The following is a 24973-nucleotide window of genomic DNA, read 5'->3' as shown; positions in this document are numbered from 1 at the left end:
CGCATTAAATATCCTATGAAAAAAGTTGATGGTAAATGGCAAAGAATTTCATGGGATCAAGCTGTAAATGAGATCGGTGATAAGATGCTTCAGATCCGTAAAGAAGATGGCCCTGATAGTGTTGTTTTCTTAGGATCGGCTAAATTTAACAACGAACAGTCTTACTACTTTAGAAAATTTTGTGCATTTTGGGGTACAAACAGTAATGATCACGTAGCAAGAATTTGACATAGCGCAACAGTCGCCGGTGTGGCGAATACTTGGGGTTATGGCGCGATGACAAACCACTTTGGAGATATGGCTGCAAACTCAAAATGTATATTTATCATTGGAGCAAACCCAGCTGTGGCAAACCCAGTTGGTGGCATGAAGCACACTTTACAAGCAAAAGATAGAAACAATGCAAAAGTAATTGTAGCTGATCCAAATTTTACAAAGACAGCTGCACATGCTGATCTTTATTTGAGACAAAGATCAGGAACTGATATCGCACTTGTTTATGGTCTTATTCATATCATTCTTAAAAATGGCTGGGAAGATAAAGAATTTATAGAAAATAGAACTTATGGTATTGATGAGATAAGAAAAGAGGCTGAGCACTGGACACCAGAGGTTACATCTGATGTTACTGGAGTACCAGTTGATAAGCTACTAAAAGCTGCAGATATCCTAGCTCATACAAAACCGGGTACTGTTGTTTGGGCACTTGGCATTACTCAACACTCAGTTGGTACATCAAATACAAGAATTTTACCTATCCTTCAACTAATTCTAGGAAATATGGGTAAAGCAGGCGGTGGCTGTAATATCATTCGTGGTCACGACAATGTTCAAGGTTCAACTGATATGTGTAACCTTTCAGATAGCTTGCCAATGTATTATGGCTTAACTGATGCTGCATGGAAATATTACTGCAAAGGCTGGGGCGTTGATTATGACGAATTTATTAAACGCTTTGCAGTCTCAACAAAAGAGCCAAAGCAAGGCGGTACTCCTGTTAAAAATACAGTCTTTGAAGAGTATTATTACCACGATCCTAAACATCCAGAAGATAGAAACTGGAGAAACGAAAAAGGCTGGTCACTTTCAAAATGGTGGCAAGGCGTCTTGAAAGAGGAGAATACATTTAGTAGTGGTGCATTAAGAGTTCTTTGGGTTCAAGGAACTGGTCTAACATCTATGGCACACTTAGCTAAAATTCAAGAAGCGGCTTCAAAACTAGATATGATCGTTGTAGCTGAGCCATTTGTAAATGAAATTTCTATCCTTTCAGATAGAAAAGATGGCGTTTATATCTTGCCAGTAGCGACTGCATTTGAAAATGAAGGTCACTTAAGTGCTACAAACCGCTCAGGACAATGGAGAACAAAAGTTGTTGATCCACTTTATGAGAGCAAGGGCGATCACGAAGTGATGTTCTTGTTTGCTAAGAAATTTGGCTTTTACGATGAATACGTAAGAGGCATGAAAATGGGTATCGTAGATCATGAAATAAAACAAGTAAAAGATGATTTTGTATGGCCTGATGATGCGACAAATGAGATAGCAAGAATTGGAAATTCTATAGGTTATGGTGGTAGAACAGCCGAGATGTTTAGACGACATCAAGCAAACTGGGATAAATTTGACCCAGATACGCTAATAGGTATTGGCGGTGAAGTCAAAGGCGAATACTACGGTAAACCATGGCCAGCATGGGATGAAAAACACCCTGGAACTCCAATACTATATGATATGAGCAAACCTTATGTTGAAGGTGGTTCAGGCTTTAGAAATCGCTTTGGACTCGAACATAATGGCGTTAGTCAGCTAGCTAGCGAAGAGACAACACTTGTTGGCTCAGCTATAAAAGGTGGCTATCCACAAATCACAAAAGAGAATATAGAAAAAGTCTTAGGCATAACTCTAACTGAAGAAGAGAAAGCTAAGATGGGACCAAGCTGGAGCATGGATTATAGTGGTATTATCTTTGAAAAATGCCGTGAAAAAGGTGTTGTGCCTTATGGTAATGCAAGGGCGAGAGCTATCGTTTGGGAATTCCTCGATCCTATTCCAAAACATAGAGAGCCTATTCACTCACCACGCTGGGATCTTGTTCAAAAGTATCCGACATTTGATGATCAAGCTAGAAATTTCCGTGTTTCTACTAAGTTTAAGTCAGAGCAACAAGCAAAAGATTGGTCGAAAGAATTCCCTATCGTATTTAGTACGCAACGCGTCGTAAACCTAAGTGGTGCTGGTATGATCGAAAGAACTAGTAAATATCTATCAGCTATTACGCCAGAAATGTTTGCTAATGTTAATCCAGAGCTAGCTTTAAAATACGGCATAAAAGACCGCGATATGATGTGGATTCACAGCCCACAAGGCACAAAGATCAAAGTAAGATGCTATCACAGCCATATGGTAACTCCAGATAGAATTTGTATGCCATACAACTTCGCTGGTATTATGCAAGGCGTTGATCTTTCAGCTCGCTATCCAGAGGGCACTAAGCCTTATGTTATCGGCGAGAGCTTTAACACAGTTACTAACTACGGATTTGACCCAGTTACTCAAATTTCAGAGTTTAACGCAGGTCTTTGCCGTATAGAAAAAGCTGAGGAAAATACATTTAAAACATCGTTTTTCCATGAATATGGCGAGAGAGACGCCATGGGTAAAGAGTAAGGAGGAATAAAATGGCAAGAATGAAATTTTTCGTAGATACTGATAGATGTATTAGTTGTTATGGTTGCCAAGTTGCTTGCTCTTCTGCTCATGAACTTCCAGTGGGAATTTATAGAAGAAAGGTCATTACACTTCACGATGGTATCGAGGGTAAAGAGGTTTCAACTACCATTGCATGCCAACACTGTACTGATGCACCTTGTGAGCAAGTTTGCCCGGTTGATTGTTTCTACATTAGAGCTGATGGCATCGTGCTTCACGATAAAAATATATGCATAGGCTGTGGTTACTGCTTATATGCTTGTCCGTTTGGTGCTCCACAGTTCCCTAAAGATGGAGCATTTGGTGTAAAAGGTGTAATGGACAAATGTACAATGTGTGCAGGCGGTCCAGAGCCAACAAACTCACACGAGGAGAGAGAACTTTACGGTCAAAATAGAATGGCCGAAGGAAAAGTGCCTATGTGTGCGGCTGTTTGTGCTACAAATGCACTTTTAGTTGGAGATGCGGCTGAAGTATCAAACGTATATCGCAAACGCGTTATGCTAAGAAATACTGGGCTAAATGCCTAACAAGAAGGAGAGCATTTGCTCTCCTTTAAATTCTAAATTTTAAACTTAAAAACCTTTTCATTATTTTATAAAGCTACTATTTTTTATTCAAAAGATAAATTTTAAATTTACATTAGAAAATTTCTAAAACTATTTAAAATTGGCTATTTGAAGACAAATTTCTCTTTATTATCTCAATTTGCTCTATTTTATGATAATCGTTTTTATTTTAATCAAAGTAAAGCCTTGATAATATTCGTCTCAAAAAATCTCACAGGTGGTTTATTTAATGAATAAATTCTTAAAATTTATGCTAATTATGTTGTTGCCTATTTGGCTTATAGCAAAAAATGACGACTACACACAAGTCGCAGCTCAGATAAAAGAGTCGCTACAAAAAGTAATAACAGAGTATAGAGCTGGCAATGTTGAACAAGCGGTCAGTGATACTCAAAATGCTTATTTTGGCTTATTTGAAGATGTCGAAGCTGGCATCAGAATAAATTTAGGTCAGAAAAAAGCTTACTCAATGGAGAAGCAGTTTGGCGAGATCAGAAAGGCGATAAAAGCAGGCGAAGCGCCAGATGATGTGCAAAAAAGAATAGATCAGATAAATAGCGAGATCGCTGAAGTTCTACCAGTTATCTTAAAAGGACATAGACTAGTTGGTGAGTACTCAGACACCCCAGCACAAGCTGCTGCAAGTGGCTATGACACTTCTAAATTTATCCCTGAATGGAAGGTGGCATTTGAAAATTTATCAGCTACTCTAGATAAAGCTATATCAAGCTATGAGAGTGATAAACAAGATGATGCTAAAAATTCTATCCAAGATGCTAAATTTAATGATTATAGAAACACTCAACTTGAAATCGCCGTTCGCCAATATATAGAAAATGGCAAAAGCATAGATGCTGACATCCAAAGAAAGATGGGTGAAGCGATCAGTGGCATCACAAATGGCATAAGCAAAGATGACTTTAAAGTAAAGCTAGAAGAGATCAAAAAACTAGCTTATGATGCCGTTGCAAAACTCCCAGCTGAAACAGTAAAACTAGCAAAAGTTGATATGAGCAGTGCAGCATCTAGCGATAGCAGCGAAGATAGTGGCACAGACTACACTCAAACTGTTAAAAACATAAATGACAAAATTCAAGCAGCCATCGCGCTTTACAAAGGTGGCAATAGTGCCAAAGCTATGGGCGATATCCAAGACATCTACTTTGATGAGTTTGAAGGTAGCGGCATGGAGAACAAAGTAGGTGCGATAGATGTAAATTTAAAAACAGCTATTGAAGCTACATTTGGTAACCTTGTAGCCCTTATGAAATCAGGTGCAGACGAAAAAACACTTGAAGAGAGTGCAAGCAAGATGTCATCTCAGCTAGCAGCCGCACTTGAGAAAACTAGCGGTTCAAGCTCACCTTGGACACTATTTATCTGGGCACTAACTATCATCTTAAGAGAGGGTTTTGAAGCTCTTATCATCGTTGCAGCCGTCGTTGCATATCTTGTAAAAACTGGCAATGCAAAATCTATGGGCAAGGTCGTATATAGCTCAGTTGGCGTGGCTGTCATCTTAAGCTTTGTCATGGCTTGGATAATGAATGTCATCTTTGGCGAGGCAGCAGGTCAAAAAAGAGAGCTTATGGAAGGCATCACGATGCTTGTTGCTGTGGGACTTCTATTTTATGTTGGCTTCTGGCTTCTTTCAAATGCTGGCGCTAAAAAATGGAACGACTACATCAAATCTCACTTATCTGAGTCTATCTCAAGTGGCTCAAGCAGGATGCTTTGGTGGACTGTATTTTTAGCGGTATTTAGAGAGGGCGCTGAGACAGTGCTATTTTATCAAGCGCTTATCTTTGACGCAAAAGACTCAGCTGGCTACTCAATGATCGCAGCTGGCTTTGTTGTAGGTCTTATCGTTCTTTTAATAGTCTATTTCTTATTTAAAATTTTCGCTATTAAAATTCCTATTAAGCCATTTTTTATATTTACATCAGCGATCATCTTTTACATGTCGATCGTCTTTGTTGGCAAGGGCGTTGGCGAGCTAGTTGAGGGCAAAATTTTCATCCCAACTATCATAAAAGGACTAAATTTTCCTGACTGGATGAGAGACTGGCTAGGACTTATGCCATATTACGAGAGTTTAGTGCCTCAAATCATTATGGTGCTTGCCCTAATTATCGGCATCGTTATCATGAAATCAAAACAAAATAAAAACTAATCTTATTTAAAGGAGAGGAAATGAATAAAATTCTTAGTTCAGCTCTAGCACTTAGTCTAGCAGCTGGTTTTGCACTTGCTGGAGAGCACCCAATCGGCGAGCCTATAGAGGCTAATGGTATGGAGATAGCTGCTGTTTATCTTGAGCCAATCGACATGGAGCCAAAAGGCGTTGATCTAGCTCCAAGCTTGGCTGACCTTCACCTAGAAGCTGACATCCACGCTGTAAAAGGCAACAAAAACGGCTTTGGCGAAGGCGAGTGGATCCCATACCTAAAGATCAACTATGAGCTAAAAAACCTTGATAATGGTAAAACTAAAAAAGGTACATTTATGCCAATGGTTGCAAGCGATGGCCCACACTACGGCGCTAACGTAAAAATGGATACAGGTGTTGGTAACTATGAGCTTAAATTCCACATCGACAATCCAGAAAAACAAGGCTTTGGTCGCCACGCTGACAAAGAGACTGGTGTTGGTAAATGGTTTGAGCCTTTCACAACAACTTATAAATTTCAATGGACAGGTGGTCCTGTTAAATAATCGCTTTGGGGCGTTCTCGCCCCTTTTTAAAAATTCTCATAGGGTTTAGTTATGTCAATTTACTTCTATCAGGTCTTTTTAGCCCTCCTTGGATTTACGCTTTTTGCTGCCTTAAATAACAATGGCAAAAGTTTAAAAACGATCTTTTTACCGTCATTTCTTGGCGTTGTTGCTGGTGTGCTTATCTTTAAAGCTGCTCGTCATGCGCTTGTTGATGACCAGTTTAAAATTTTCATAGATTCTGTGACACTGGTTTTTCTATTCATTAGCATTTTATGGATATTTTTCGAGCTTAAGATAGCAAAAATCGTAACATTTTTTATTTTAGGCATCGGCTTTGGCTTTGGCTATAGCTCAAGTAGCGCTTTGTTCCCGTTATTTGGTGGCGAACTGCTTGACACGCTTTCAGTCATAAGCTTCTTTTTGATGATCTTTGCGATGATCTTGATACTATTTTTATTTTTCTTCATTTCAAATTTAAAAGCAAGCATCCCATCATCAATAGCTAAAATTTTAGCTCTTATCACATTAGTATTTTTGCTAGTTGATAGAAGCTCACAAACTGCACTTGAGCTTTTACGTGCAGGCGCTTTAAAGATAAGTAGCGAGCTAAATTCTCAAATTTTATCTATCAGCGCAAAAGGCATCTACGTCACAGAATTTAGTGCCTATTTTTACATAGTAGTGATCCTACTTTTATGCATCATCGCACTTTGCTTTATACCAAAAAGTATCGATAAGAGCACGTTTGGCTCTATCAAATACCGCTTTACAAAAGCTATTAGAGAAAATGTCTTTGACAATGCAAAATTTGCATTTTGTAGCGTTTTAATAGCGCTTGGATTTTCACTTTATTTTGATCTTTACGCATCTCGCCCACCTCAAATTTCAGAGCCAGTCTTGGTTGAGCCAGTGGGAGATAAATTTATATTTGATGTTGATATGTTAAAAGATAACGAACTTCACAGATTTGCCTACATCACAGATGAGGGCAAACAGATAAGATTTTTCTTGCTAAACCGCTTTAGCGACCGCCCATCTCCTGTCATCGTCTTTGACTCGTGTATGATCTGCGGTGATATGGGCTACATAAAAAAAGGTAATGACCTTATTTGTATCTCTTGTAATGTTAGAATTTTCTTGCCATCAGTTGGTAAAGAGGGTGGTTGTAACCCGATCCCTATGGCATTTACCTTCGATGGTAAAAACATCATAGTTGATTATAAAACGATCGTCGCAGGGGCAAACTACTTTAGCAAGGTCGTCGAAAAGATGGTACTTGACCCTGTAAGCCACAAAAAGGTGAGCAATCTTGATTCAAGATCATATTTATACTACGGACGCACATATTTCTTTGAGAACAACGAAACTCAGGCGAAATTTGAAGCAAATCCAGAAAAATATGTAGAAACAAATGGAACGTTAAAATGAAAAATATGCAACTAAGAATGATAAAAAGCTCGATCACTGGCTCAAAGGTGCAAAAGACGATGGCGTTTATCACCATCTTGCTAGCTGCTCTTTTGATAGCTTGCATGCTAAATATCACGCTAAAAATTGGCGATCAAGTGGCAAGCGAGCTTAGAGGATATGGCTCAAATATCGTTGTTTTACCGCGCGGTGAGAGTTTAAGCATCGAGATCGAGGGTAAAAATTTCACCCCACTAAAATCACAAAATTTACTCCCAGAGGCTGATATCTACAAGATAAAAGAGATCTTTTGGAGAAACAATATCGTTGCTTTTGCGCCGTTTTTAGAAGCAAAAGTTAAAGATGAAAAAGGAATTGAATTCGCTTTTGAAGGAACCTATTTTGATAAAAATATCGGTCTAAAAGATGAGCCAGAATTTAGCACAGGCGTTAAGAGCTTGTATGGATTTTGGGGCGTTGAGGGTGTTTGGCCAAAAGATGAAAGTATGGATGAAATTTTAGTTGGCGAAGAACTTTCTAAGGCTAAAAATTTAAAGGTTGGCGACGAGCTTAGCCTTGTGGGCAAAAATGGTACAAGAGAGGTTAAAATAGTTGGAATTTTAAAAGGAGCTAGTGACGAGACGCATAAGCTAGTTGGCTCACTAAAGCTTGCTGGAGATCTCTCTGGACATGCAAACTCATACACAAAGGCTGAAGTCTCAGCCATGACGATCCCAGAAAATGACCTATCGCTAAAAGCAAGAAGAAATTTAGACAATCTTGATAGCGCAGAGTACGATAAATGGTACTGCTCGGCTTACGCAGGCTCGATCGCATTTCAGATAGAAGAGAACTTACCAAACGTTAGCGCAAAGGCTAGCCTTCAAGTAAGTGATGCCGAGAGCAATATCGTAAAGAAAATCCAAAGCCTAATGGGTATCGTTAGTATCATCGCCCTTGTGGTTTCAGCCATCGGCATAACATCGCTTATGACAAGTGAAATTTACCGCCGCAAAAAAGAGATCGGCCTTTTAAAAGCCATAGGCGCAAGCAACTTTGAAATTTATGCTTTGTTTGCTAGCGAGAGCCTTGTTGTGGCATTTTTTGCTGGTATCACGGGAGCATTTTTAGGATACGCACTAAGCTACGTGATGTCTTACATTATCTTCTCACATGGCATCGGTATAGCTTGGATCGTACTACCAATTAGCGTGGCATTTGCCCTACTTATCTCAGTCGTTGGCTCGCTAATGCCAATGAGAAACGTCATAAATTTACTACCTGCGGAGGTGCTATATGACCGCAAATAGCAAATTCTTTTACAATACAATTTATAAAAGTTTAAAAAACGGCTCATCAAGAGTCATGGTCATCGTGATCTCTATCTTGCTTGGAGCATGCGTGTGTGCTGCGTTTGTTAATGTCTATCTAGACATCGACTCTAAAGTCTCACGCGAGCTAAAAACTTATGGTGCAAATATGATCTTTGCTCCAAAAGATATGGCTACAAGCGATGATATGAGTGAAAAAACTTACAATGAGATGATCGCTAAAGTACCAAAAGATAAGCTTCTTGGTGAGAGCGGTTATCTCTTTGCTCAGGCAAATATCGGTCCAACAAATGCTATCGTCATGGGAACAAAATTTAGCAATCTAAAAAAAGTTAAACCATTTTTAGATGTTAGAGATGGAACGATGATAAATGTCGATTTTGACGATAAAAACGTGCTAATAGGCGTCGATCTAGCTCGTCAGGCTGGCTTTAAAGCAGGTGATGATATAGAAATTCGCGCCATTGGCTCAAATGAGAGCATAAATGTAAAGATAAAAGGCGTAGTCGCAAGTGGCGACAAAGAGGATGCGCTTTTGATCACGTCACTATCTTTGGCTCAAAAAATTTCAAATAAAGCTGGCAAAATAAACTATGCTGAAGCTGTTGTGCTTGGTAACTTTGACGAGATAACATCGCTCGCAAAGACTATAAGTAATGAAGAAATAGCTGCAAAACCAGTGGCAAAGGTCTCAAAGTCTGAGGGCTATATTTTGGAGAAAATAAAGCTATTAATGGCACTTGTTAGCCTTGTTATTTTGCTCATTACTTCAATGTGCGTAAACACAACGCTTAGTGCTATCTTGCTCTCTCGCTCAAAGGAGATCGCACTTCTAAGAGCCATAGGTGCAAGCAAAAAGGATGTATTAAAGCTGTTTGGCTTTGAGACATTTGTGACAGCGCTCATCTCAGCATTAGTTGGTGCATTTTTAGGATATTTACTAGCTCAAATTTTAGGTTATGCGATATTTGATTCTAGTATTGATTTTAGAATTTTAAGCATCCCAGTAGCTGTGATAATATCGCTTTTATTTGCAGCGATCGCAGCATTTTATCCGATCAAACGGGCACTTAATAACAAAATGGCAGATACACTAAGAGGAGAATGATATGCAAAATGCACTAGAATTAAAAAATATTTGTAAAATTTTTGGCGATGTTAAAGCACTTGATGATATAAATTTTGAGGTTAAAAAAGGTGAGTGGGTCAGCGTCATGGGACCAAGTGGTAGTGGTAAGAGTACGCTTGTAAATATCCTTTCTCTAATGGATACTCCAAGTAGTGGCACTTATATGCTCGGTGGCGATGATGCGAGCAATCTAAATGCTGATGATACACTTAAATTTAGACGTGAAAAGATCGGTCTTATTTTTCAGCAGTTTCACTTAGTGCCATATCTTAGCGCACTTGAAAATGTAATGATTGCTCAGTACTATCACAGCTCAGTTGATGAAGAGGACGCTAAAAAGGCACTTGAGGCAGTTGGTCTTTCTCACAGGCTAACACACAGACCAAGTCAGCTAAGTGGTGGTGAGCAACAACGTCTTTGTATCGCACGCTCGCTCATAAATGATCCTGAAATTTTAATAGCAGATGAGCCAACTGGTAACCTTGATGAAGCAAATGAAAGAGTTATACTTGATCTATTTTGCAAGCTAAGAAAAGATGGCAAGACGATACTTCTAGTAACTCACAACCCTGATCTTGGCGAGTATGGCGATAAGATCGTATATCTAAGACACGGTAAGCTAGAGAAAATTCGCACTATTGAAAACCCAAAGGTGCCAAATGAGATATAAAATTTTATTTTTATGTCTAGTCTCAGCCCTAGTTATGGGCTGCGTCAAGCAGTATGAGAAGCATCACATCACTCTAAATGACTCAAGCGGCATTGATACGCAGTTTTTTCCAACAGAAAAGCGCCTAAAGATAGGCGATAAACCATATATGCTATTTTTCTTTGGCACTGACTGCGGAGTATGCAAGGCCGCTATACCTGATCTAAATACGCTTGAAAAAGAGTATGGTAAAGAGGTCCAATTCATTGGTGTTTTAGGACCTAGTAAAGGCTTTGATAAAGATATTGAGCTTTTAAAAGAGCACAACATCACCTTTAAAACGACGAGCGACAAGGTTTCAGTCGATTACTTTAGCAAGGCAGTTGGCGGCGTCATGGGCGTGCCAGTTATCTATTTTTTTGATAAAGATGGTAAGATGCGATCAAAATTTATCGGTCTTACACCAAAAAGTGTACTTGAAAGTGCTATAAGAACGCTCTTGTAGGAGTGAATATGAAAAATTTCTTTTTATTTGTCTTAGCGGTATTTTTTGTTGGATGTGCTAACAGCACTCCAAATATCTCGGTCAAAACGAGCGATCCGATCTTTTTTACGCTTAATGAATCAAACAAAAGCGTCTATGTAAATTTTAAAAATAGTGCGACCGGGCAAGATGTAAATGCTGAAATTTTAAGCGAGTTTGCAAAGGCTGGCTTTAGAAACGAGCCAAATATCAAAAATGCCGACTTCATCATCCTTGGCGATGTGCAAAGCTTTTCTAGGATAATAAAAAGAGATCCTAGATTTTCGATGGGCATGGGATATGGCTTTGGCAGACCAAGCTTTGGCTTTGGCTACTCGATGTTTTTCCCATTTGGCTATTACGATGATGATGACTTTAGCACGAATAGCTATACTTATCACATGCAAGTAAGCGTGCTAGTGCGTCCAAAAAATGGTGGAGAAAAGGCGACAAATATCTCGCTTATGCAAGTTGGCAATGTCTATTCACCAAGTTACATTTGGCCATTTTTTAAAGAACGTCTAGCAAAACAGATCGTTAGCTTTTTTTATAATGTCTCGCAAAAATAGGAGAAATTAGTAAATTTAAAAGGATTTAAATGCTAGTTGATGGAAGCTATGAAATTTTATCTTGTGATGATATTGAGCTTGGTATAAAAAGAAGCTCTCCCCTCTCCTTTTATTCATGTTATGACAATACCAAGGATGCAAAAGCTCTTCTGGTGATTATCCCTGGGCTTGGAGAAGACTCTGACCTTGGATATAGAGCTAATCTTATTCGGACTATGGCAGAGACTTATGATGTTGCATGCATTAGTGTGGATTATCACTGCATAGGCAACCGCCCACAGCTTGGGGCGAAATTTGGACTTGATGATATAGATCGCGAAATCTTAACAAGAGAACTATCAAGTATAGGTATAAATTTACCAATTGATCTAAAAAGTATCGACTGCCACGAGAAGGTTGATTTGCTACTTAAATTTCTCAGCAAAGAGATTATTATTCGAAAAGAGAGAGGTATTTTGCCGGCTGATTTTAGACTAAATGCTAGCATTACGATAGTGCCAACAAAAAATGAATATCAAAATTTTGGCGTTATGCAAGCAATGGATGTGCTAAATGCTGTGCTTTATACAAAAAAATATATAAATAATGCCAAATTTGAATATCTGCCAGTGATAATGGTAGGCAGCTCACATGGTGGATATCTGGCACATATGTGTGCTAAGATCGTTCCATGGCTAGTTGATGCGGTGATAGATAATAGCTCTTATGCCATATTTTTATGGCGTCTTATTGGCTTTGGTAAAGAGATAAATTTTACTAACTATTTTTGTTTTGGCACTGACACTTTGTATCAAAATTTATATATTTATTTTTTTGATAAGACCTACTGGACACTTAATGAAAAATCACCATACTATTTTATTGACGCAAGAGAAGAGATAAGAAACATCCTAAATTTAGATCATTTAAATGTTCAAAGCAGCTATAAAAAGCCAATTTACGTGAGCTATCACTGTATTTTTGATAAAGAAATAGCCCCAGCAAAGGATAAAATCGAGCTTTACGAGGCTCTTAAGAAGCTAAAATTTGACGCGACGCTTCATATGGTAAAAGATGAGAGTGAGGTTGATGGCAAATTTATAAAGTCTCTAACGCATGGAATGGGGATGTCTTATAAACTACTTTTACAAAAAGAGCCTCCCAGTATGATGGAGAAAATTTTATCTCAAAAAAACAATAAGAGCAGCAAGAGTATTGAGTATAAATGCGGCGATATGATCTATAAATTTAGTGAAGTCTTAGATCAAATAAATCTTGAAATTTTAGATATTGCTTAGTATTTAAAATAGTTAAAACTAGGCGCATAAAGACCTAGTTTTTATCAGTCATTATCTATCTCAAAGTCGTAAAATTCGCTTTCATACTCAACATTTCCTATTTTGCTGTATTGTATAAGAGCTGCTTTTATATTATCTATCTGCTGATACATTAGACCAAGAGCTATTCTATTTTCGATAGCACTAGCATCATTTAGTTTTGTTAGCTCTAAAAGCGCGATCGCGTTTGATACCTTTCCAGCTCCTGTCGCAGCCACAGATGCTAAAAATAATGTGCTAGCGTCATTTACTTTAAACTCATCGATTGCTTGATTATAAAGTTTATAGCTCTCATCAAAGTCGTTTGTAAAGATATCGACATAGGCTAGAGTTTGGATTAAATTTATATTCTTTGGAGCATTTTTTAGCTCGGCTCTTAACTTATCACGCTCTCTTGTAAGTAAGCCTGAAATTTGAAGTAGCTTGATGTATTGCTTTTTGATGATATCAGCGCCGTGATAGAAAGCGTTTGAATCAAGCTGCTTGCCATTAAAGTGAATTTGTATCGCTTTTGCATACTCTTTGACATTTTGCTCTTTGTTTTTCGAGATGAAATTTAAGATATTTGCAATAATATCATTTGGCAAAATTTTTAGTAGCTCATCAGCTTTTTTTATCATTAGCTCATCATTGTTTGTTATTTTTGCGATGATGATATCAAAGGCTAAATTTAGCATTGTCTGCTCTTTTGGCTCTTCAAGCCACCTTATCATCGCACTTTGGTTGCCGCTAACCAGGCTTAGAAGCGAGGCGTATAAATTTACAGGCTTTAAACTCTTGTCATTTTCTAAATTTTCGCCGATCTCTTCAATGAGTTTTGGGTTTAAATTTCTATTTATATCTAGACAAATCGCCCCAAAAATACCTGCAAGATGGTTATTTACATCCTGGTGATAGCTTGCTATGAAGTGCTTTGCTGCAAGGCTAAAATTTCCAAGCTGAGCGTAGCTTAGGGCGAGGTTGTATTGCAAGATAGAGTGATTTGGATAAGTGCTAGCTAGCTCTTCAAACTCTTTATTTGCTTCTTTTAAGCGGTAGCTTAGTGCTTTTGCAATAGCTTCACTAAGTTTTGCATTTACTTTTGAAGCAGCTGCACTTTGGCTAAGATAGTCGTTTGCTGCTGATGTATCGTCTAAAAAGACGCTAACGCCGCCTTTTCTTATCTGCTCGATGCTCTGTTTTGCGTCAAAGACCTTGTAGGGTGCGAAGTAGAAAAGCGTCTCATAGCGCCTTGTTCTATCAAAAAACATATCATCACTAAAGTGTGCCTGAGCTAGGCTGACATCAAAAAGATCAGGCTTTAGTATCGTTTTTATCTTGTAAATTTTGCTTGGCAAAGAAGCATTGTAGTCGTAAACATCTTTGATAAATGCAGCCGCGTCGCCGTAGTCAGAAGTTTTTAGATCAATTAGCGCCTCAGTCATCTTGATAAGATCGATATTTGGCGTATTTTTAGAAGCTTTTGTTAAATAATCCCTTGCCTTGTCATATTTACCAAGTCTTGCATAGAGCTGTGCTAGCGTGAAGTCGGCCTTAAACGCCTTTTGGCTCTCAAGCTTAGCTATTGCTCTCTCATCATCACCAAGAAGTGATAAAATTTTTGCACTTAAATACGCATATTCATTTTTATAATCTGCGGTATTTGGATGAGAAAGTGCTTGAAGCGCCTCGTAATAGTTGCCTTTATAGTAGTTTATAAGCGCGTAGTAATAGCTATAAAGTGGCGAGTTATTTTCATACTGCAAAAATGAGTCAGCAAGTCCTATATAGTAGTTAAAATTTTTGGTGTTATTTAGCTCAAGTGAGCAAACAGCAGCGTTTATGGCACTAACCGCCGTGTTTTCTCTATCGGTTATTGCTTTGTTAAAAGATACGATCGCCTCATCACATCTTTCTTGTTTCATCTGCGAAACACCGAGGTTGTAGTTTGAGAGAGACTGGTTATAAACAGCTATGTTTTCATAAATTTTTAGAGCCTCAAATTTATTGCCACGCTCGTAGAGCTGATTGGCCTTATTTATCATTTCATCGATCTTTGAAGCGCCAAAATTTTGCGTTTGGTAGTTGTTTTCTATATTTTTTACGATACTTGCAGTATCTATGTTCTCTTTTTTGTCTTTCTTTAGCAAGATAACTAGCAAAACCACTATCAAGATGATAAGTACTAGAGCGACCACACCTGCTATTATAAAGAGCTTTTTATTGCTCTTTTTTACAGGGATTGGCTCCGGGATGCTTTCATCTTGTAACACGCCTTCACTTGCTATACTCTCAAGCGAGACGATCTCTTCAGGCGCTTCGGTTTTTGCCTCTTCAGGCGCTTGCTCTGCTTGCTCGCCAGGTGGTTTTAAAACTACAACCTCTTCTTCAGCCACTACATATACCTTTTAAGAACTTCTGGAATTTCGATAGTGCCATCTGCTTTTTGGTAGTTTTCCATGATAGCAATAAGAGTCCTACCCACAGCTAGACTTGAGCCATTTAGCGTATTTACAAGCATATTTTTCTTACCATCTTTAAAGCGAATTTTTGCACGCCTTGCTTGAAAATCACGAGTATTAGAAATAGAGCTTATCTCTCTATATTTACCTTGACCAGGTAGCCAAACCTCAAGGTCTATCGTCTTTGCCGCGCTAAATCCAAGATCGCCGCTGCAAAGAAGCATATGGCGGTGAGGAAGTCCAAGGCTAGTTAGTAGATCGCTTGCGCACGATACCATCTCATTTAGCACGTCTTCGCTTTGATCAGGTCTTGTGATACTTACTAGCTCGACCTTTTCAAACTGGTGCTGGCGGATCATACCTCTAGTGTCACGTCCTGCTGAGCCTGCCTCTTGGCGGAAGCATGCTGAGTAGCAAGTCATCTTTATAGGTAACTGCTCAGCTTCAATGATCGTGTCGTTGTATAAATTTGTCACAGGCACTTCGCTAGTTGGGATGAGGTAGAGGTCTTCGTCGCGCACTTTGTAAAGATCCTCTTCAAATTTAGGCAGCTGGCCAGTACCAAAAAGTGTGTTTGAGCTTACTAGATAAGGGACATTTACAAGCTCGAAGCCGCGCGCGCTATTAAAGTCGATCATATAATTAACAAGCGCTCTACTTAGCCTTGCTCCCATGCCACGAAGCACGGTAAAGCGAGATCCTGAGAGCTTTGCGCCCCTTTCAAAGTCAAGCCAACCAAGGCTCTCACCTAACTCCCAGTGCTCTTTTGGTGTAAAGCTAAATTTAGTTGGCTCAAGCACCGTTTTAATGCAGACATTATCGTCCTCGTCCTTGCCAAATGGCACGTCATCGTCGGTGATATTTGGCACGTTAAATGAAATTTGCTCAAGCTTTTCTTCATATTGTTTAACGATATCATCAGCATCAGAAAGTGCAGCTTTGTTTAAATTTAGCTCATTTTTAAGCTCACTTACGTCTTCACCTGCTCTTGCCTTTATGCCAAGCTCTTTACTCTTTGCGTTTTGGATCGCTTGAAAATTTTCAAGTGCTTTGCGCTTTTGTTTTAGCTCGTTAAAAGTTTGTAAAAGCTCGTCAAGTAGCCCAGCTTTTACATTTTTTCCCTCAAGTTTTTTTACAAATTCATCGTAATTTGTCTCGAGTAGTTTTAAATTTATCATTCCGTATCCTTAAACCATAAACATAACTTTTGCAAAAAGTACGATAAAAACTGCTGCTGTTAGCGCAAATGGGTGAATGTTGCCAAGTGGGCTAGGGCGTTTAAATATAAATTTGCAGCTTAAATTTGTTATAACAGCGGCTACGATTAGCATCGCTAAGAAAAATTTGATCATAAAAATGATTTGTAAATTTGTCTCAAAGTATCCTCCAGCCTTTGATCCGACCCAGTTACTCATCATCATGCCTCCAGTTAATACCAAAAGCAAGATACAAAGTGGCATTATCTTAATAGCAACTGAACCGATAGCTTGTTTTGCCTTTTGAGCAAGCTCAGGTGGCATTTTTTTACAAGCTGCCTTAAAAATGATTACATCAAAAAAGAGGTAACCAACAAAGATGATTGCACAGAAAAGATGAACTATCTGTGCGTATGGATATAAATTTTGCATATTTTTTCCTTTATTAATAAATTCCGACTGCTTCACGAACTTTTTTTATCGTTGTTTGAGCAACATTACTTGCCTTTTTGGCTCCTATTTTTAAAATTCCAGACACTTCGTCAGGATTATTTTGATAATGCTCAAATTTCTCCCTCGCATCTTTAAAATAGTCCCAAATAAGCTCATTTAGATAAGCTTTAAAGTGCCCATGACCTTCGCCACCACGCTCATATCTAGCTTGAAGCTCTTTTTGCCCACTCTCGTCTAAGAAAAGTTTGGCGATATTATAGACGTTGCAGTTTTGCCACTGTTTTGGCTCTTCAAGCGGTGTGCCGTCTGTCACGATGCTAGAAATTTGCTTTTTAAGCGTTTTAGCGTCAGAAAAGATGTCGATTGTATTGCCATAGCTTTTGCTCATCTTTTCACCGTTTGTGCCAGGCACGGTGGCGACATTTTCATCGATCTTCGCCTCAGGCAATGTAAAAATTTCTCCATGTTCGTTATTAAATTTTATCGCGATATCACGTGCGATCTCTACGTGCTGGATCTGATCCTTGCCTACGGGTACGACCTGCGCATTATAAAGCAAAATGTCAGCTGCCATCAAAACTGGATAGCTAAAGAGTCCGTGGTGCGAACTAAGACCTTTTGCGACCTTGTCTTTGTAGCTGTGTGCGCGCTCAAGTAGCCCCATAGGCGTGTGCTGGCTTAGCACCCAGTAAAGCTCAAGCACGTCTTTAACGTCGCTCTGTACCCAGAAAATACTTTTATTTGGATCGATCCCAAGTGCCAAAAACGCACATGCTGCCTCAAAAGTGTTTTGCTTTAGGGCTTTGGCCTCGCTAAGGCTTGTCATCGCGTGGTAGTTTGCTATAAACATAAACATCTCATTTTGCTCTTGCATATCAACCATCTGTTTTATCGAGGCAAAATAGTTGCCAAGGTGTAGTTTGCCGGAGGGTTGGAGGCCGGTTAATACTCTCATCTTATCCTTTCAAATTTTGGCTTTTTCTCGCGAACGCTTTTGATAGAGATTTGAAATTTTAAACTTTCGGCAGACTATGTGTCTAGCCTCGGCTTAAAATTTCTACACAACTATCAAAATCATCTCGCGATATTTCGCCAAAATGCTTTTTAAATTTTAACGTTACATTAGAGTTTTTGTATCTAATCTAATCTTAAAATTTAACTAGCAGGCCATGTGTCTAGCCCTCACTTAAAACCAAAATTTCGTCTCGCCTAAAAAAAATCTTTGCCAAAACGTTTAAATTTTAACATCAGGTTAGACTTTTTGGTATCCAGCCTGATCTTGAAATGTATCGTTGCAAGCAGCAATCACGCTACTTTACAACTAAATCTTTAAAAGCATCCTTATCTCTTTTACGATTTGCTTTGGAGTTTTACCCTCGACTTCGACGATGTAATCAGCCTTTTTCTCATAAAGCTCCTCTCGCTCCAGATGTAACGCCTCGGCTTTTTTTAGATCGCTTAAAAGTGGACGTTTGGCTAGCTTTTTCTCGCTATTTTTACTATTTTTTAGTCTTTGCATGATCGCATCAAAACTAGCTTTTAGATAGATCACGGTACCAATTTTCTTTAAATTTTTAACCTTTGCGAAACCACCACCAGTTGAGATGATGCTGTTTTTGACATTTGTCGCTAGAAATTTAGCTAGATCCTTTTCAAGCTGCCTAAAATGCTCCTCTCCATACTCTTCAAAAATAGTTTTTATCTTCATATTTTGTGAGCTCTCAAGAAGATCGTCGCAGTCAAGGTTCATCGTCTTTAGCGCCTTGCTTAGTGCCCTTGCGGTCGTCCCCTTACCAACGCCCATAAATCCTATTAAAACGATATTATTGTTCTTTGTTTTCATCGCTCTCTCCACGTTTTTTAGGGATTAGCACGATAGGCACGCCAGTTAGGTTAAAACTCTCTCTAAGCTTGTTTGTTAAATAGCGTTTGTAGCTAAAATGTAGACATTTTGGGCGGTTCATTATAAGCGCTATCATGATAGGTGCTGTCTTAAACTGCACTGCGTAGTAGATTTTTACAACCCTACCTTTATCTCGTGGCAGTGGGTGCGCTTTGGTCGCTTCGCCGATCACTTCGTTTAGCTTTGAAGTTTGGATTTTTTGTGTGTAGTTTTTGTAAATTTCAATGATGAGTGGATAAATTTTATGTACTCTTTTGCCGCCAAGTGCCGAAACGCTGATGATCGGTGCGTATGCTAGAAATTTAAACCTATCCTTTATATCTTTGCAAAGCTCGTCAAATTCTTCGCTACTTTTATCCCATTTGTTTAGCACGATGATGACGCCAAGCTCAAATTTCGAGGCGATGCCAGCGATACGCTCATCAAGCTCAGTTAATGGCTCAGAGCTATCAAGCACGAGTAGAGCTACGTCTGTCTCTTCTAAAATTTTCTCAGTTCTATTTAGCGCGTATCTCTCGATGCCCTCGATCTTGCCACGCTTTCTAATACCAGCAGTATCGACAAACTCAAAAACCCTGCCATCATGCTCATAAATTTCATTTACTGGGTCGATCGTAGTGCCTGCTACGTCGCTAACGACGGCGCGACTCTCTTTTACAAGAGCATTTAGGAGTGAGCTTTTGCCGACATTTACACGTCCTATGATACCAACTCTAATGTTTTTGCTCTCATAGTCTATCTCGTCGCTTAGCTCACCCTCGTCATTATAGTTTTCTAAAAAATCATCAAAATCTTCACTCGTATCGGCCTTTATCTGCACTTTGTTTTCTAAGTGCTTTGCTAGCCACATACTAAGCTCATCAATACCTGTGTTGTGGCTTACAGAAATTCCAAATGAGTTTTTTGCGCCAAAGCTTACAAATTCCCACTCTCTTTGCTCATCTTTTTTGCTGTCTATTTTATTGATGACTAGAGCGATTGGTAAATTTAGCTTGCTAAGCTCGTAAAAAATGGCTCTATCCTCGTCATCTGGCATCATTTTGCCATCGACCATGTATAAAATGGCGTCTGAATTTTTAGCCTCTGCCAAGGTCTTTGCTTTTACATTTTTAAAAAGCTCGCTACTATCATCAAGGCCACCGCTGTCGATTAAAATGCACTCTTTACCCTCAACCTCGATCTTAGCTTTGTTCGTATCTCTTGTCGTGCCGCTAACATCGCTTGTTATAGCGATACGACGACCAGCTAAGCGGTTAAAAAGTGAGCTTTTGCCGACATTTGGCTTGCCTACTAATATTACTTTTTGCAAATTTTGTCCTTTTCGTGATGGCTGATTATACAAATTTTTGACTTATATAAAGTATAAAAATTTGCTTAAAAGCGCCAAAATAAAAGAAAAAATCAACCAAAATTTAAGCCACTTTTCATTAAAATGGCTACTTTAATTTTAAAGGTCATGTGATGTTAAAAAGGTTTTATATTTCGCATCTTGGCATTTTTTATATGCTCTTTGCTTGCTTTATGTTTGCTGTTACTGGCGCATTTGCAAAGTATCTTAGCAAGGATATGCCATCTATCGAAGTTGTATTTTTTAGAAATTTAATAGGCCTTTTTATCGTCATTTATGCCATTTATAGATTTCCATTTAAGCAAGCTGGTGGACACTTTTTTTTGTTAATGTTTCGTGGCTTTGTCGGCACGGTCGCACTTTTTGCTTTTTTTTACAATGTCGCTCATGTAAATTTGGCCACAGCCTTTACATTTCAAAAGACAAATCCAATCTTTACAGCCATCCTCGCAGCCTTTATTTTCAAAGAGCGTCTAAGCTCACTTGGCTGGTTTGCTGTATTTTTGGGATTTGGTGGAATTTTGCTTGTTATTCAGCCAAATTTAGGTATAAATAAGACCGATATCATCGGCATTTGGAGTGGTCTTGGTGCGGCAATAGCATACACAAGCGTAAAGGAGCTAAATAAAAGTTACGGCACAAATATCATCGTGCTAAGCTTCATGCTTTGGGGTTCGTTTTTGCCGCTTATTTGCATGGGTTTGGCAGAATTTTTTACCTACGAGCCACTTGATTTTTTATTTTCAAAATTTAGCATGCCAAGCTGGTATAACGTTGTTTTTATCTTGCTAATGGGGCTTAGTGGATATTTTTTTCAGTCGTACATGACAAAGGCGTTCGCTGTTGGTAAAAAGGCTGGCGTCATCGCTGCAGTTAGCTACGCGGATGTTATTTTTACGCTTATAATTGGCTATTTTATGGGCGATGCGTTACCAAATCACCTAGCGCTTGTAGGCATCATGCTTGTCGTGGTTAGTGGAATTTTAGTTGTTAGAGAAAAATAAAGGAGAAAAAATGATATTAATAGCAGGGCCTTGCGTCATCGAAAGCGAGCAGCTCGTTTTTGAGGTGGCAAAAAGGCTAGTTAAATTTAACGAAGATAAGCGGATAGATTTTTATTTCAAATCAAGCTTTGACAAGGCAAATCGCACGAGTATAAGCTCGTTTCGCGGACCCGGACTTGAAAAAGGGTGCGAAATCTTAGCCAAGGTAAAAAAGGAATTCGGTTTTAAAATTTTGACCGATATCCACGAGAGCTATCAGGCACAGCCTGTGGGCGAGGTGGCGGACGTGCTGCAAATCCCGGCATTTTTATGTCGCCAGACCGATTTGCTCGTGGCTGCGGCTAAGACAAAAGCGGTGGTAAATATCAAAAAAGGGCAGTTTTTGGCGGCTTCTGCGATGAAGCATTCAGTCAAAAAAGTGCTAGAAACGCGCGGCGTAAAGGGCGACGGATACGAGGTTGCCAAGCAAAACGGCGTGTGGCTAACGGAGCGAGGCAGTACCTTTGGCTACGGAAACTTAGTCGTAGATATGCGAAATTTGGTGCTGATGAGAGAATTTGCGCCCGTGATTTTCGACGCTACTCATAGCGTACAGATGCCATCAGCTCTGGGTGAAAAAAGCGGCGGGGACGCGAAATTTGTACCGTATCTAGCGCGAGCTGCGGCAGCTACCGGCGTGGACGGATTTTTCTACGAGACGCATATTAATCCTTGCGAGGCGCTTTGCGACGGGCCTAATATGCTAAATTTGGACGAGCTAGACGCAAATATCGCTCAAATTTTTAAGATAAAAGGCGCCCTAGGCGATGCAAACTAAGGGCTTTTTGTGGGTGCTAGGCGGCGCGGTCGCCGAGTGCGGCTGGGCGTATGGGCTAAAACACGCCCAAGATGCCGTAGGATTCGCGCTTACTGCCGCGTTAGTCTGCGTTAGCTTCGTGTCATTTGTAAAGGCTTTAAAATACATCCCCGTTAGCGTCGCATATACCGTATTTGTGGGGCTTGGAGCGTTTTTTATCGTGGTCGCCGAAAGCGTTAGCGAATACGGCTCAAGCGGCCAGGCGCCCGATGTTTTGCGGCTATTTTTCATAGCAACGCTAGTTGCGGGCGTGCTAGGGCTAAAAAGGCTAAAATCTTGATGCACGTTTTAGCTCTTTTAGTGGCTGGGTGCTGCGAGGTTTCGGGCGTGTTTTTTCTAACCAAATTTCAAAAAAGCGTCGGCGTGAAAAAAGCGGCGAATTTTTTGATTTTAACCGCGAATTTCGCCCTTTCACTCTGGCTTTTGAGCTACGCGATGCAGGCGATGGCGATGTCGGTGGCGTACGCGATTTGGACGGGTATCGGAGCGATCGGAGCCGTGGGAGTTGGAGTGGTTTTTAACGGCGAAAAAATGAGCGCGTAAAAGGCGTTTTATCTATCGCTAATAACGCTAAGCGCGGTAATGTTAAAGATAATTTAAAAGGAGAAGTCATGAAAATAATCGAAGGAAATTTGGCTTTAAAAGGCGGCGAAAAGATCGCCATAGTGGGCGCGAGATTTAACCACATCATCACCGATAGGCTGGTGGAGGGCGCGAGGGATGCGTTTTTACGTCACGGCGGGGATGAGAAAAATTTGAGTCTCATTTTGGTGCCGGGCGCGTTTGAGATACCGATGGCACTTGAAAAAGCTCTAGCTAGCGGCAAATTTGACGCCGTTTGCTGCGTGGGAGCGGTGATCCGCGGCTCTACGCCTCACTTTGACTACGTTAGCGCCGAGACCACCAAGGGCATCGCAAACGTCACGCTAAAATACGGCAAACCGGTGACGTTTGGCGTGTTAACGGTAGATAGCATCGAGCAAGCCATCGAGAGAGCGGGCTCAAAGGCCGGAAACAAGGGCTTTGAGGCGATGACGGGCGTGATCGAGATGCTAAGCTTGTATAAAAATTTGGAGGCGTGAAATGGCGACTCGTCATCAGGTTAGGCAGGCCGTCGTTTCGCTACTATACTCAAATGAGATAAATCCGGTAACTGCTGCATTTGAAGAGGAATTTCTGGAAGAGAAAAAGATAAGAAACGAGCGTAAACATGAGGCGCAGCAGACTTTTAAAGAGGTGCTCGCAAACAAAGAAAAACTAGATGAAATTTTAAAGCCATATCTAAAAGACGGCGATTTTAGCAAAGTTGGCGCGACTGAGCTTGCCATTCTTAGACTTGGGCTTTATGAGATGAAATTTAGCCAAACTGATAAGGCTGTCATCATAAACGAAGCGATCGAGCTTGCGAAAGAACTTGGAAGTGATCAGGCACCAAAATTTATAAATGGCGTACTTGATAAGCTAAAGGACGATCTGTGAGGCTCTGTGTCGCACTTGATATGGCTAGTAGTGAAGAGAATTTAGCCCTTGCTCGTGAGCTAAAAGGGCTTGATCTTTGGCTAAAAGTGGGGCTTAGAAGCTATCTTAGGGATGGGGCAAAATTTATAGAAGAGCTAAAAGGGCTTGGAAATTTTAAAATTTTCCTCGATCTAAAGCTCTATGATATCCCAAATACGATGGCAGATGCGGCTGAAGTCGTCTCAAAAATCGGCGTAGATATGATAAATGTGCATGCTAGCGCCGGTGAGCGCGCGATGAAGACAGTTATGGATAGGCTAGCTGGTCTTGGGAACCGTCCTTTGGTGCTCGCAGTATCGGCACTTACTAGCTTTAGTGAGAGCGAATTTGACGCTGTTTATAATGATACGATCGCAAGAGCTGTTAGAAAATTTAGCCAGATGAGTTTTGAAGCAGGGCTTGACGGAATGGTCTGTTCTGTTTTTGAAAGTAAGCTCATTAAAGATGTAACAAATGAGAAATTTATCACCCTTTGTCCTGGTGTTAGACCTTTTGGCGAGAGTGCTGGAGATCAAAAAAGAGTCGCAAACTTAGTGAGTGCAAGGCAAGAAGGTAGTGACTTCATAGTTGTTGGCAGGCCGATTTATGAAAATGCAAATCCAAGAGAAATTTGTGAACGAATTTTGGAGCAAATTTAAAATTTGAACTTGTGTGAAGTGGTTTTTAACTAAGCTTTTTTATAAAATGTTGTGTGAAGATGACATCAAAGCGAAGTGAGGAGCTAAATTTGAGTGATTTTAAGAAAATCCCCTATGTCGGTGAAGCGACCGAGGCCGATCTGTTGGCACTCGGCTACACAGACATTGCTTCGTTAAAGGGCGCGGATCCAGACGAGATGTTTGAGCGCACAAAGGCACTCGGACGCGGCAGCGATAGGTGTATCCTCTATGTTTACCGTATGGTTTGCTACTATGCAAATACGCCGCACCCAGACAAAAACCAAGCTAAAATGGTAACCTTTGAAGAGCCAAATTTATAAATTTTTGTTTTAGATTTTCTATCTGAGGGTTACAATTGTTAAATGCAAATTTAAGCAAGATATCAGCGGCGTTCAATTATAATGCGATTTCTTTTTATGGACAGATGGGTGAGTGGCTGAAACCACACCCCTGCTAAGGGTGCAGCTCTTAATCGGGGCTCGAGGGTTCAAATCCCTCTCTGTCCGCCACTACTTATAGATAATCATAAATTTTTATTATCATTTCACATTATTTTTTGAATATCTTTATATAAAATTAAATTATTTCTGCGTTAGAAAATTGCTTACCTAGTAAAACTTAACTATGAGTAAAAATTTTATAGTGATCATACATTTTTAAAAAATTATGATT

25 protein-coding genes and 1 tRNA gene are annotated in these 24973 nt (G+C 39.7%); 20 read left to right on the top strand and 6 right to left on the bottom strand.

The annotated features are described in order from the left end of the window. The first annotated feature begins 15 nt into the window (after positions 1-15). From CYP54_RS04650 to CYP54_RS04600, 11 genes are all read left to right on the top strand, one after another. The gene (locus CYP54_RS04650; RefSeq protein ID WP_430732701.1) at positions 16-2670 is read left to right on the top strand and encodes a formate dehydrogenase subunit alpha; all 2655 of its coding nucleotides are present in this window, start codon (positions 16-18) and stop codon (positions 2668-2670) included. 11 nt (positions 2671-2681) lie between these two features. Continuing rightward, a complete protein-coding gene (gene fdh3B / locus CYP54_RS04645) occupies positions 2682-3242 on the top strand; it encodes a formate dehydrogenase FDH3 subunit beta (protein ID WP_021090689.1) in 561 nt (186 codons plus the stop codon). A 268-nt stretch (positions 3243-3510) separates the two neighbouring features. Next, positions 3511-5454, top strand: coding sequence for an FTR1 family protein (locus CYP54_RS04640; protein ID WP_103604377.1), 1944 nt, complete (start codon positions 3511-3513; stop codon positions 5452-5454). A 20-nt stretch (positions 5455-5474) separates the two neighbouring features. Then, a complete protein-coding gene (locus tag CYP54_RS04635) occupies positions 5475-5996 on the top strand; it encodes an iron transporter (protein WP_103604376.1) in 522 nt (173 codons plus the stop codon). 51 nt (positions 5997-6047) lie between these two features. Next, positions 6048-7427 carry a Fe-S-containing protein gene (locus tag CYP54_RS04630; protein ID WP_103604375.1) on the top strand — a complete coding sequence of 460 codons (1380 nt, stop codon included), beginning with the start codon at positions 6048-6050 and terminating at the stop codon, positions 7425-7427. Beyond that, positions 7424-8716 carry an ABC transporter permease gene (locus tag CYP54_RS04625; protein ID WP_103604374.1) on the top strand — a complete coding sequence of 431 codons (1293 nt, stop codon included), beginning with the start codon at positions 7424-7426 and terminating at the stop codon, positions 8714-8716. Before CYP54_RS04630 ends, CYP54_RS04625 begins: the two co-directional genes overlap by 4 nt. Then, entirely contained in the window at positions 8703-9845 is a 1143-nt protein-coding gene (locus tag CYP54_RS04620; protein WP_084108994.1) for an ABC transporter permease, read from the top strand. The genes CYP54_RS04625 and CYP54_RS04620 overlap by 14 nt, the downstream gene beginning before the upstream one ends. A gap of 1 nt (position 9846) precedes the next feature. Next, positions 9847-10536, top strand: a complete 690-nt coding sequence (locus CYP54_RS04615) for an ABC transporter ATP-binding protein (RefSeq protein ID WP_054196145.1) — start codon at positions 9847-9849, stop codon at positions 10534-10536. Next, entirely contained in the window at positions 10526-11020 is a 495-nt protein-coding gene (locus CYP54_RS04610) for a TlpA family protein disulfide reductase (RefSeq protein WP_084108991.1), read from the top strand. Before CYP54_RS04615 ends, CYP54_RS04610 begins: the two co-directional genes overlap by 11 nt. 8 nt (positions 11021-11028) lie before the next feature. Continuing rightward, a complete protein-coding gene (locus CYP54_RS04605; protein WP_103604373.1) occupies positions 11029-11607 on the top strand; it encodes a hypothetical protein in 579 nt (192 codons plus the stop codon). 29 nt (positions 11608-11636) lie between these two features. Continuing rightward, on the top strand, positions 11637-12884 hold the full coding sequence (locus tag CYP54_RS04600; RefSeq protein ID WP_103604372.1) for a DUF2920 family protein: 1248 nt from the start codon (positions 11637-11639) through the stop codon (positions 12882-12884). A gap of 44 nt (positions 12885-12928) precedes the next feature. Here the strand turns inward: CYP54_RS04600 and CYP54_RS04595 are convergent, their stop codons facing one another. The 6 genes from CYP54_RS04595 to der form a co-directional block, all read right to left on the bottom strand. Further along, the gene (locus CYP54_RS04595) at positions 12929-15298 is read right to left on the bottom strand and encodes a tetratricopeptide repeat protein (RefSeq protein ID WP_103604371.1); all 2370 of its coding nucleotides are present in this window, start codon (positions 15296-15298) and stop codon (positions 12929-12931) included. Continuing rightward, the gene (gene serS / locus CYP54_RS04590) at positions 15298-16542 is read right to left on the bottom strand and encodes a serine--tRNA ligase (protein WP_103604370.1); all 1245 of its coding nucleotides are present in this window, start codon (positions 16540-16542) and stop codon (positions 15298-15300) included. The genes CYP54_RS04595 and serS overlap by 1 nt, the downstream gene beginning before the upstream one ends. 9 nt (positions 16543-16551) lie before the next feature. Beyond that, positions 16552-16992 (bottom strand): hypothetical protein, encoded by a 441-nt coding sequence (locus CYP54_RS04585; protein ID WP_021090475.1) that lies wholly within the window; start codon positions 16990-16992, stop codon positions 16552-16554. Between the two features lie 13 nt (positions 16993-17005). Next, positions 17006-17968: a tryptophan--tRNA ligase gene (gene trpS / locus CYP54_RS04580; RefSeq protein ID WP_103604369.1), complete on the bottom strand. Its 963-nt coding sequence runs from the start codon at positions 17966-17968 to the stop codon at positions 17006-17008. Positions 17969-18334: 366 nt separating this feature from the next. Further along, complete coding sequence (locus tag CYP54_RS04575) at positions 18335-18856, bottom strand: shikimate kinase (RefSeq protein ID WP_103604368.1); 522 nt, start codon at positions 18854-18856, stop codon at positions 18335-18337. After that, a complete protein-coding gene (gene der / locus CYP54_RS04570; RefSeq protein ID WP_103604367.1) occupies positions 18837-20225 on the bottom strand; it encodes a ribosome biogenesis GTPase Der in 1389 nt (462 codons plus the stop codon). The genes CYP54_RS04575 and der overlap by 20 nt, the downstream gene beginning before the upstream one ends. A gap of 152 nt (positions 20226-20377) precedes the next feature. Here der and CYP54_RS04565 point away from each other — a divergent pair, with 152 nt between their 5' ends. From CYP54_RS04565 to CYP54_RS04525, 9 genes are all read left to right on the top strand, one after another. Beyond that, on the top strand, positions 20378-21268 hold the full coding sequence (locus tag CYP54_RS04565; protein ID WP_103604366.1) for a DMT family transporter: 891 nt from the start codon (positions 20378-20380) through the stop codon (positions 21266-21268). Positions 21269-21278: 10 nt separating this feature from the next. Then, the gene (gene kdsA, locus CYP54_RS04560; protein ID WP_103604365.1) at positions 21279-22085 is read left to right on the top strand and encodes a 3-deoxy-8-phosphooctulonate synthase; all 807 of its coding nucleotides are present in this window, start codon (positions 21279-21281) and stop codon (positions 22083-22085) included. Then, positions 22075-22404, top strand: a complete 330-nt coding sequence (locus tag CYP54_RS04555; protein ID WP_103604364.1) for a DMT family transporter — start codon at positions 22075-22077, stop codon at positions 22402-22404. Before kdsA ends, CYP54_RS04555 begins: the two co-directional genes overlap by 11 nt. Then, positions 22401-22667, top strand: a complete 267-nt coding sequence (locus CYP54_RS04550; protein WP_103604363.1) for a DMT family transporter — start codon at positions 22401-22403, stop codon at positions 22665-22667. The genes CYP54_RS04555 and CYP54_RS04550 overlap by 4 nt, the downstream gene beginning before the upstream one ends. A gap of 68 nt (positions 22668-22735) precedes the next feature. Further along, positions 22736-23206, top strand: a complete 471-nt coding sequence (gene ribH, locus CYP54_RS04545) for a 6,7-dimethyl-8-ribityllumazine synthase (protein ID WP_103604362.1) — start codon at positions 22736-22738, stop codon at positions 23204-23206. 1 nt (position 23207) lies between these two features. Beyond that, positions 23208-23603, top strand: a complete 396-nt coding sequence (gene nusB, locus CYP54_RS04540; protein ID WP_087585156.1) for a transcription antitermination factor NusB — start codon at positions 23208-23210, stop codon at positions 23601-23603. After that, on the top strand, positions 23600-24280 hold the full coding sequence (gene pyrF / locus CYP54_RS04535) for an orotidine-5'-phosphate decarboxylase (protein WP_103604361.1): 681 nt from the start codon (positions 23600-23602) through the stop codon (positions 24278-24280). Before nusB ends, pyrF begins: the two co-directional genes overlap by 4 nt. Positions 24281-24369: 89 nt before the next feature. Then, positions 24370-24621 carry a helix-hairpin-helix domain-containing protein gene (locus CYP54_RS04530; RefSeq protein ID WP_103604360.1) on the top strand — a complete coding sequence of 84 codons (252 nt, stop codon included), beginning with the start codon at positions 24370-24372 and terminating at the stop codon, positions 24619-24621. Positions 24622-24719: 98 nt separating this feature from the next. After that, positions 24720-24810, top strand: a tRNA-Ser gene (locus CYP54_RS04525). Positions 24811-24973: the final 163 nt, after the last annotated feature.

This window comes from Campylobacter concisus (genome assembly GCF_002914005.1).
GTDB lineage: Bacteria > Campylobacterota > Campylobacteria > Campylobacterales > Campylobacteraceae > Campylobacter_A > Campylobacter_A concisus_N.
The sequence above is the reverse complement of the archived record's forward strand: the minus strand, read 5'-3'. Positions and strand labels throughout refer to the sequence as shown.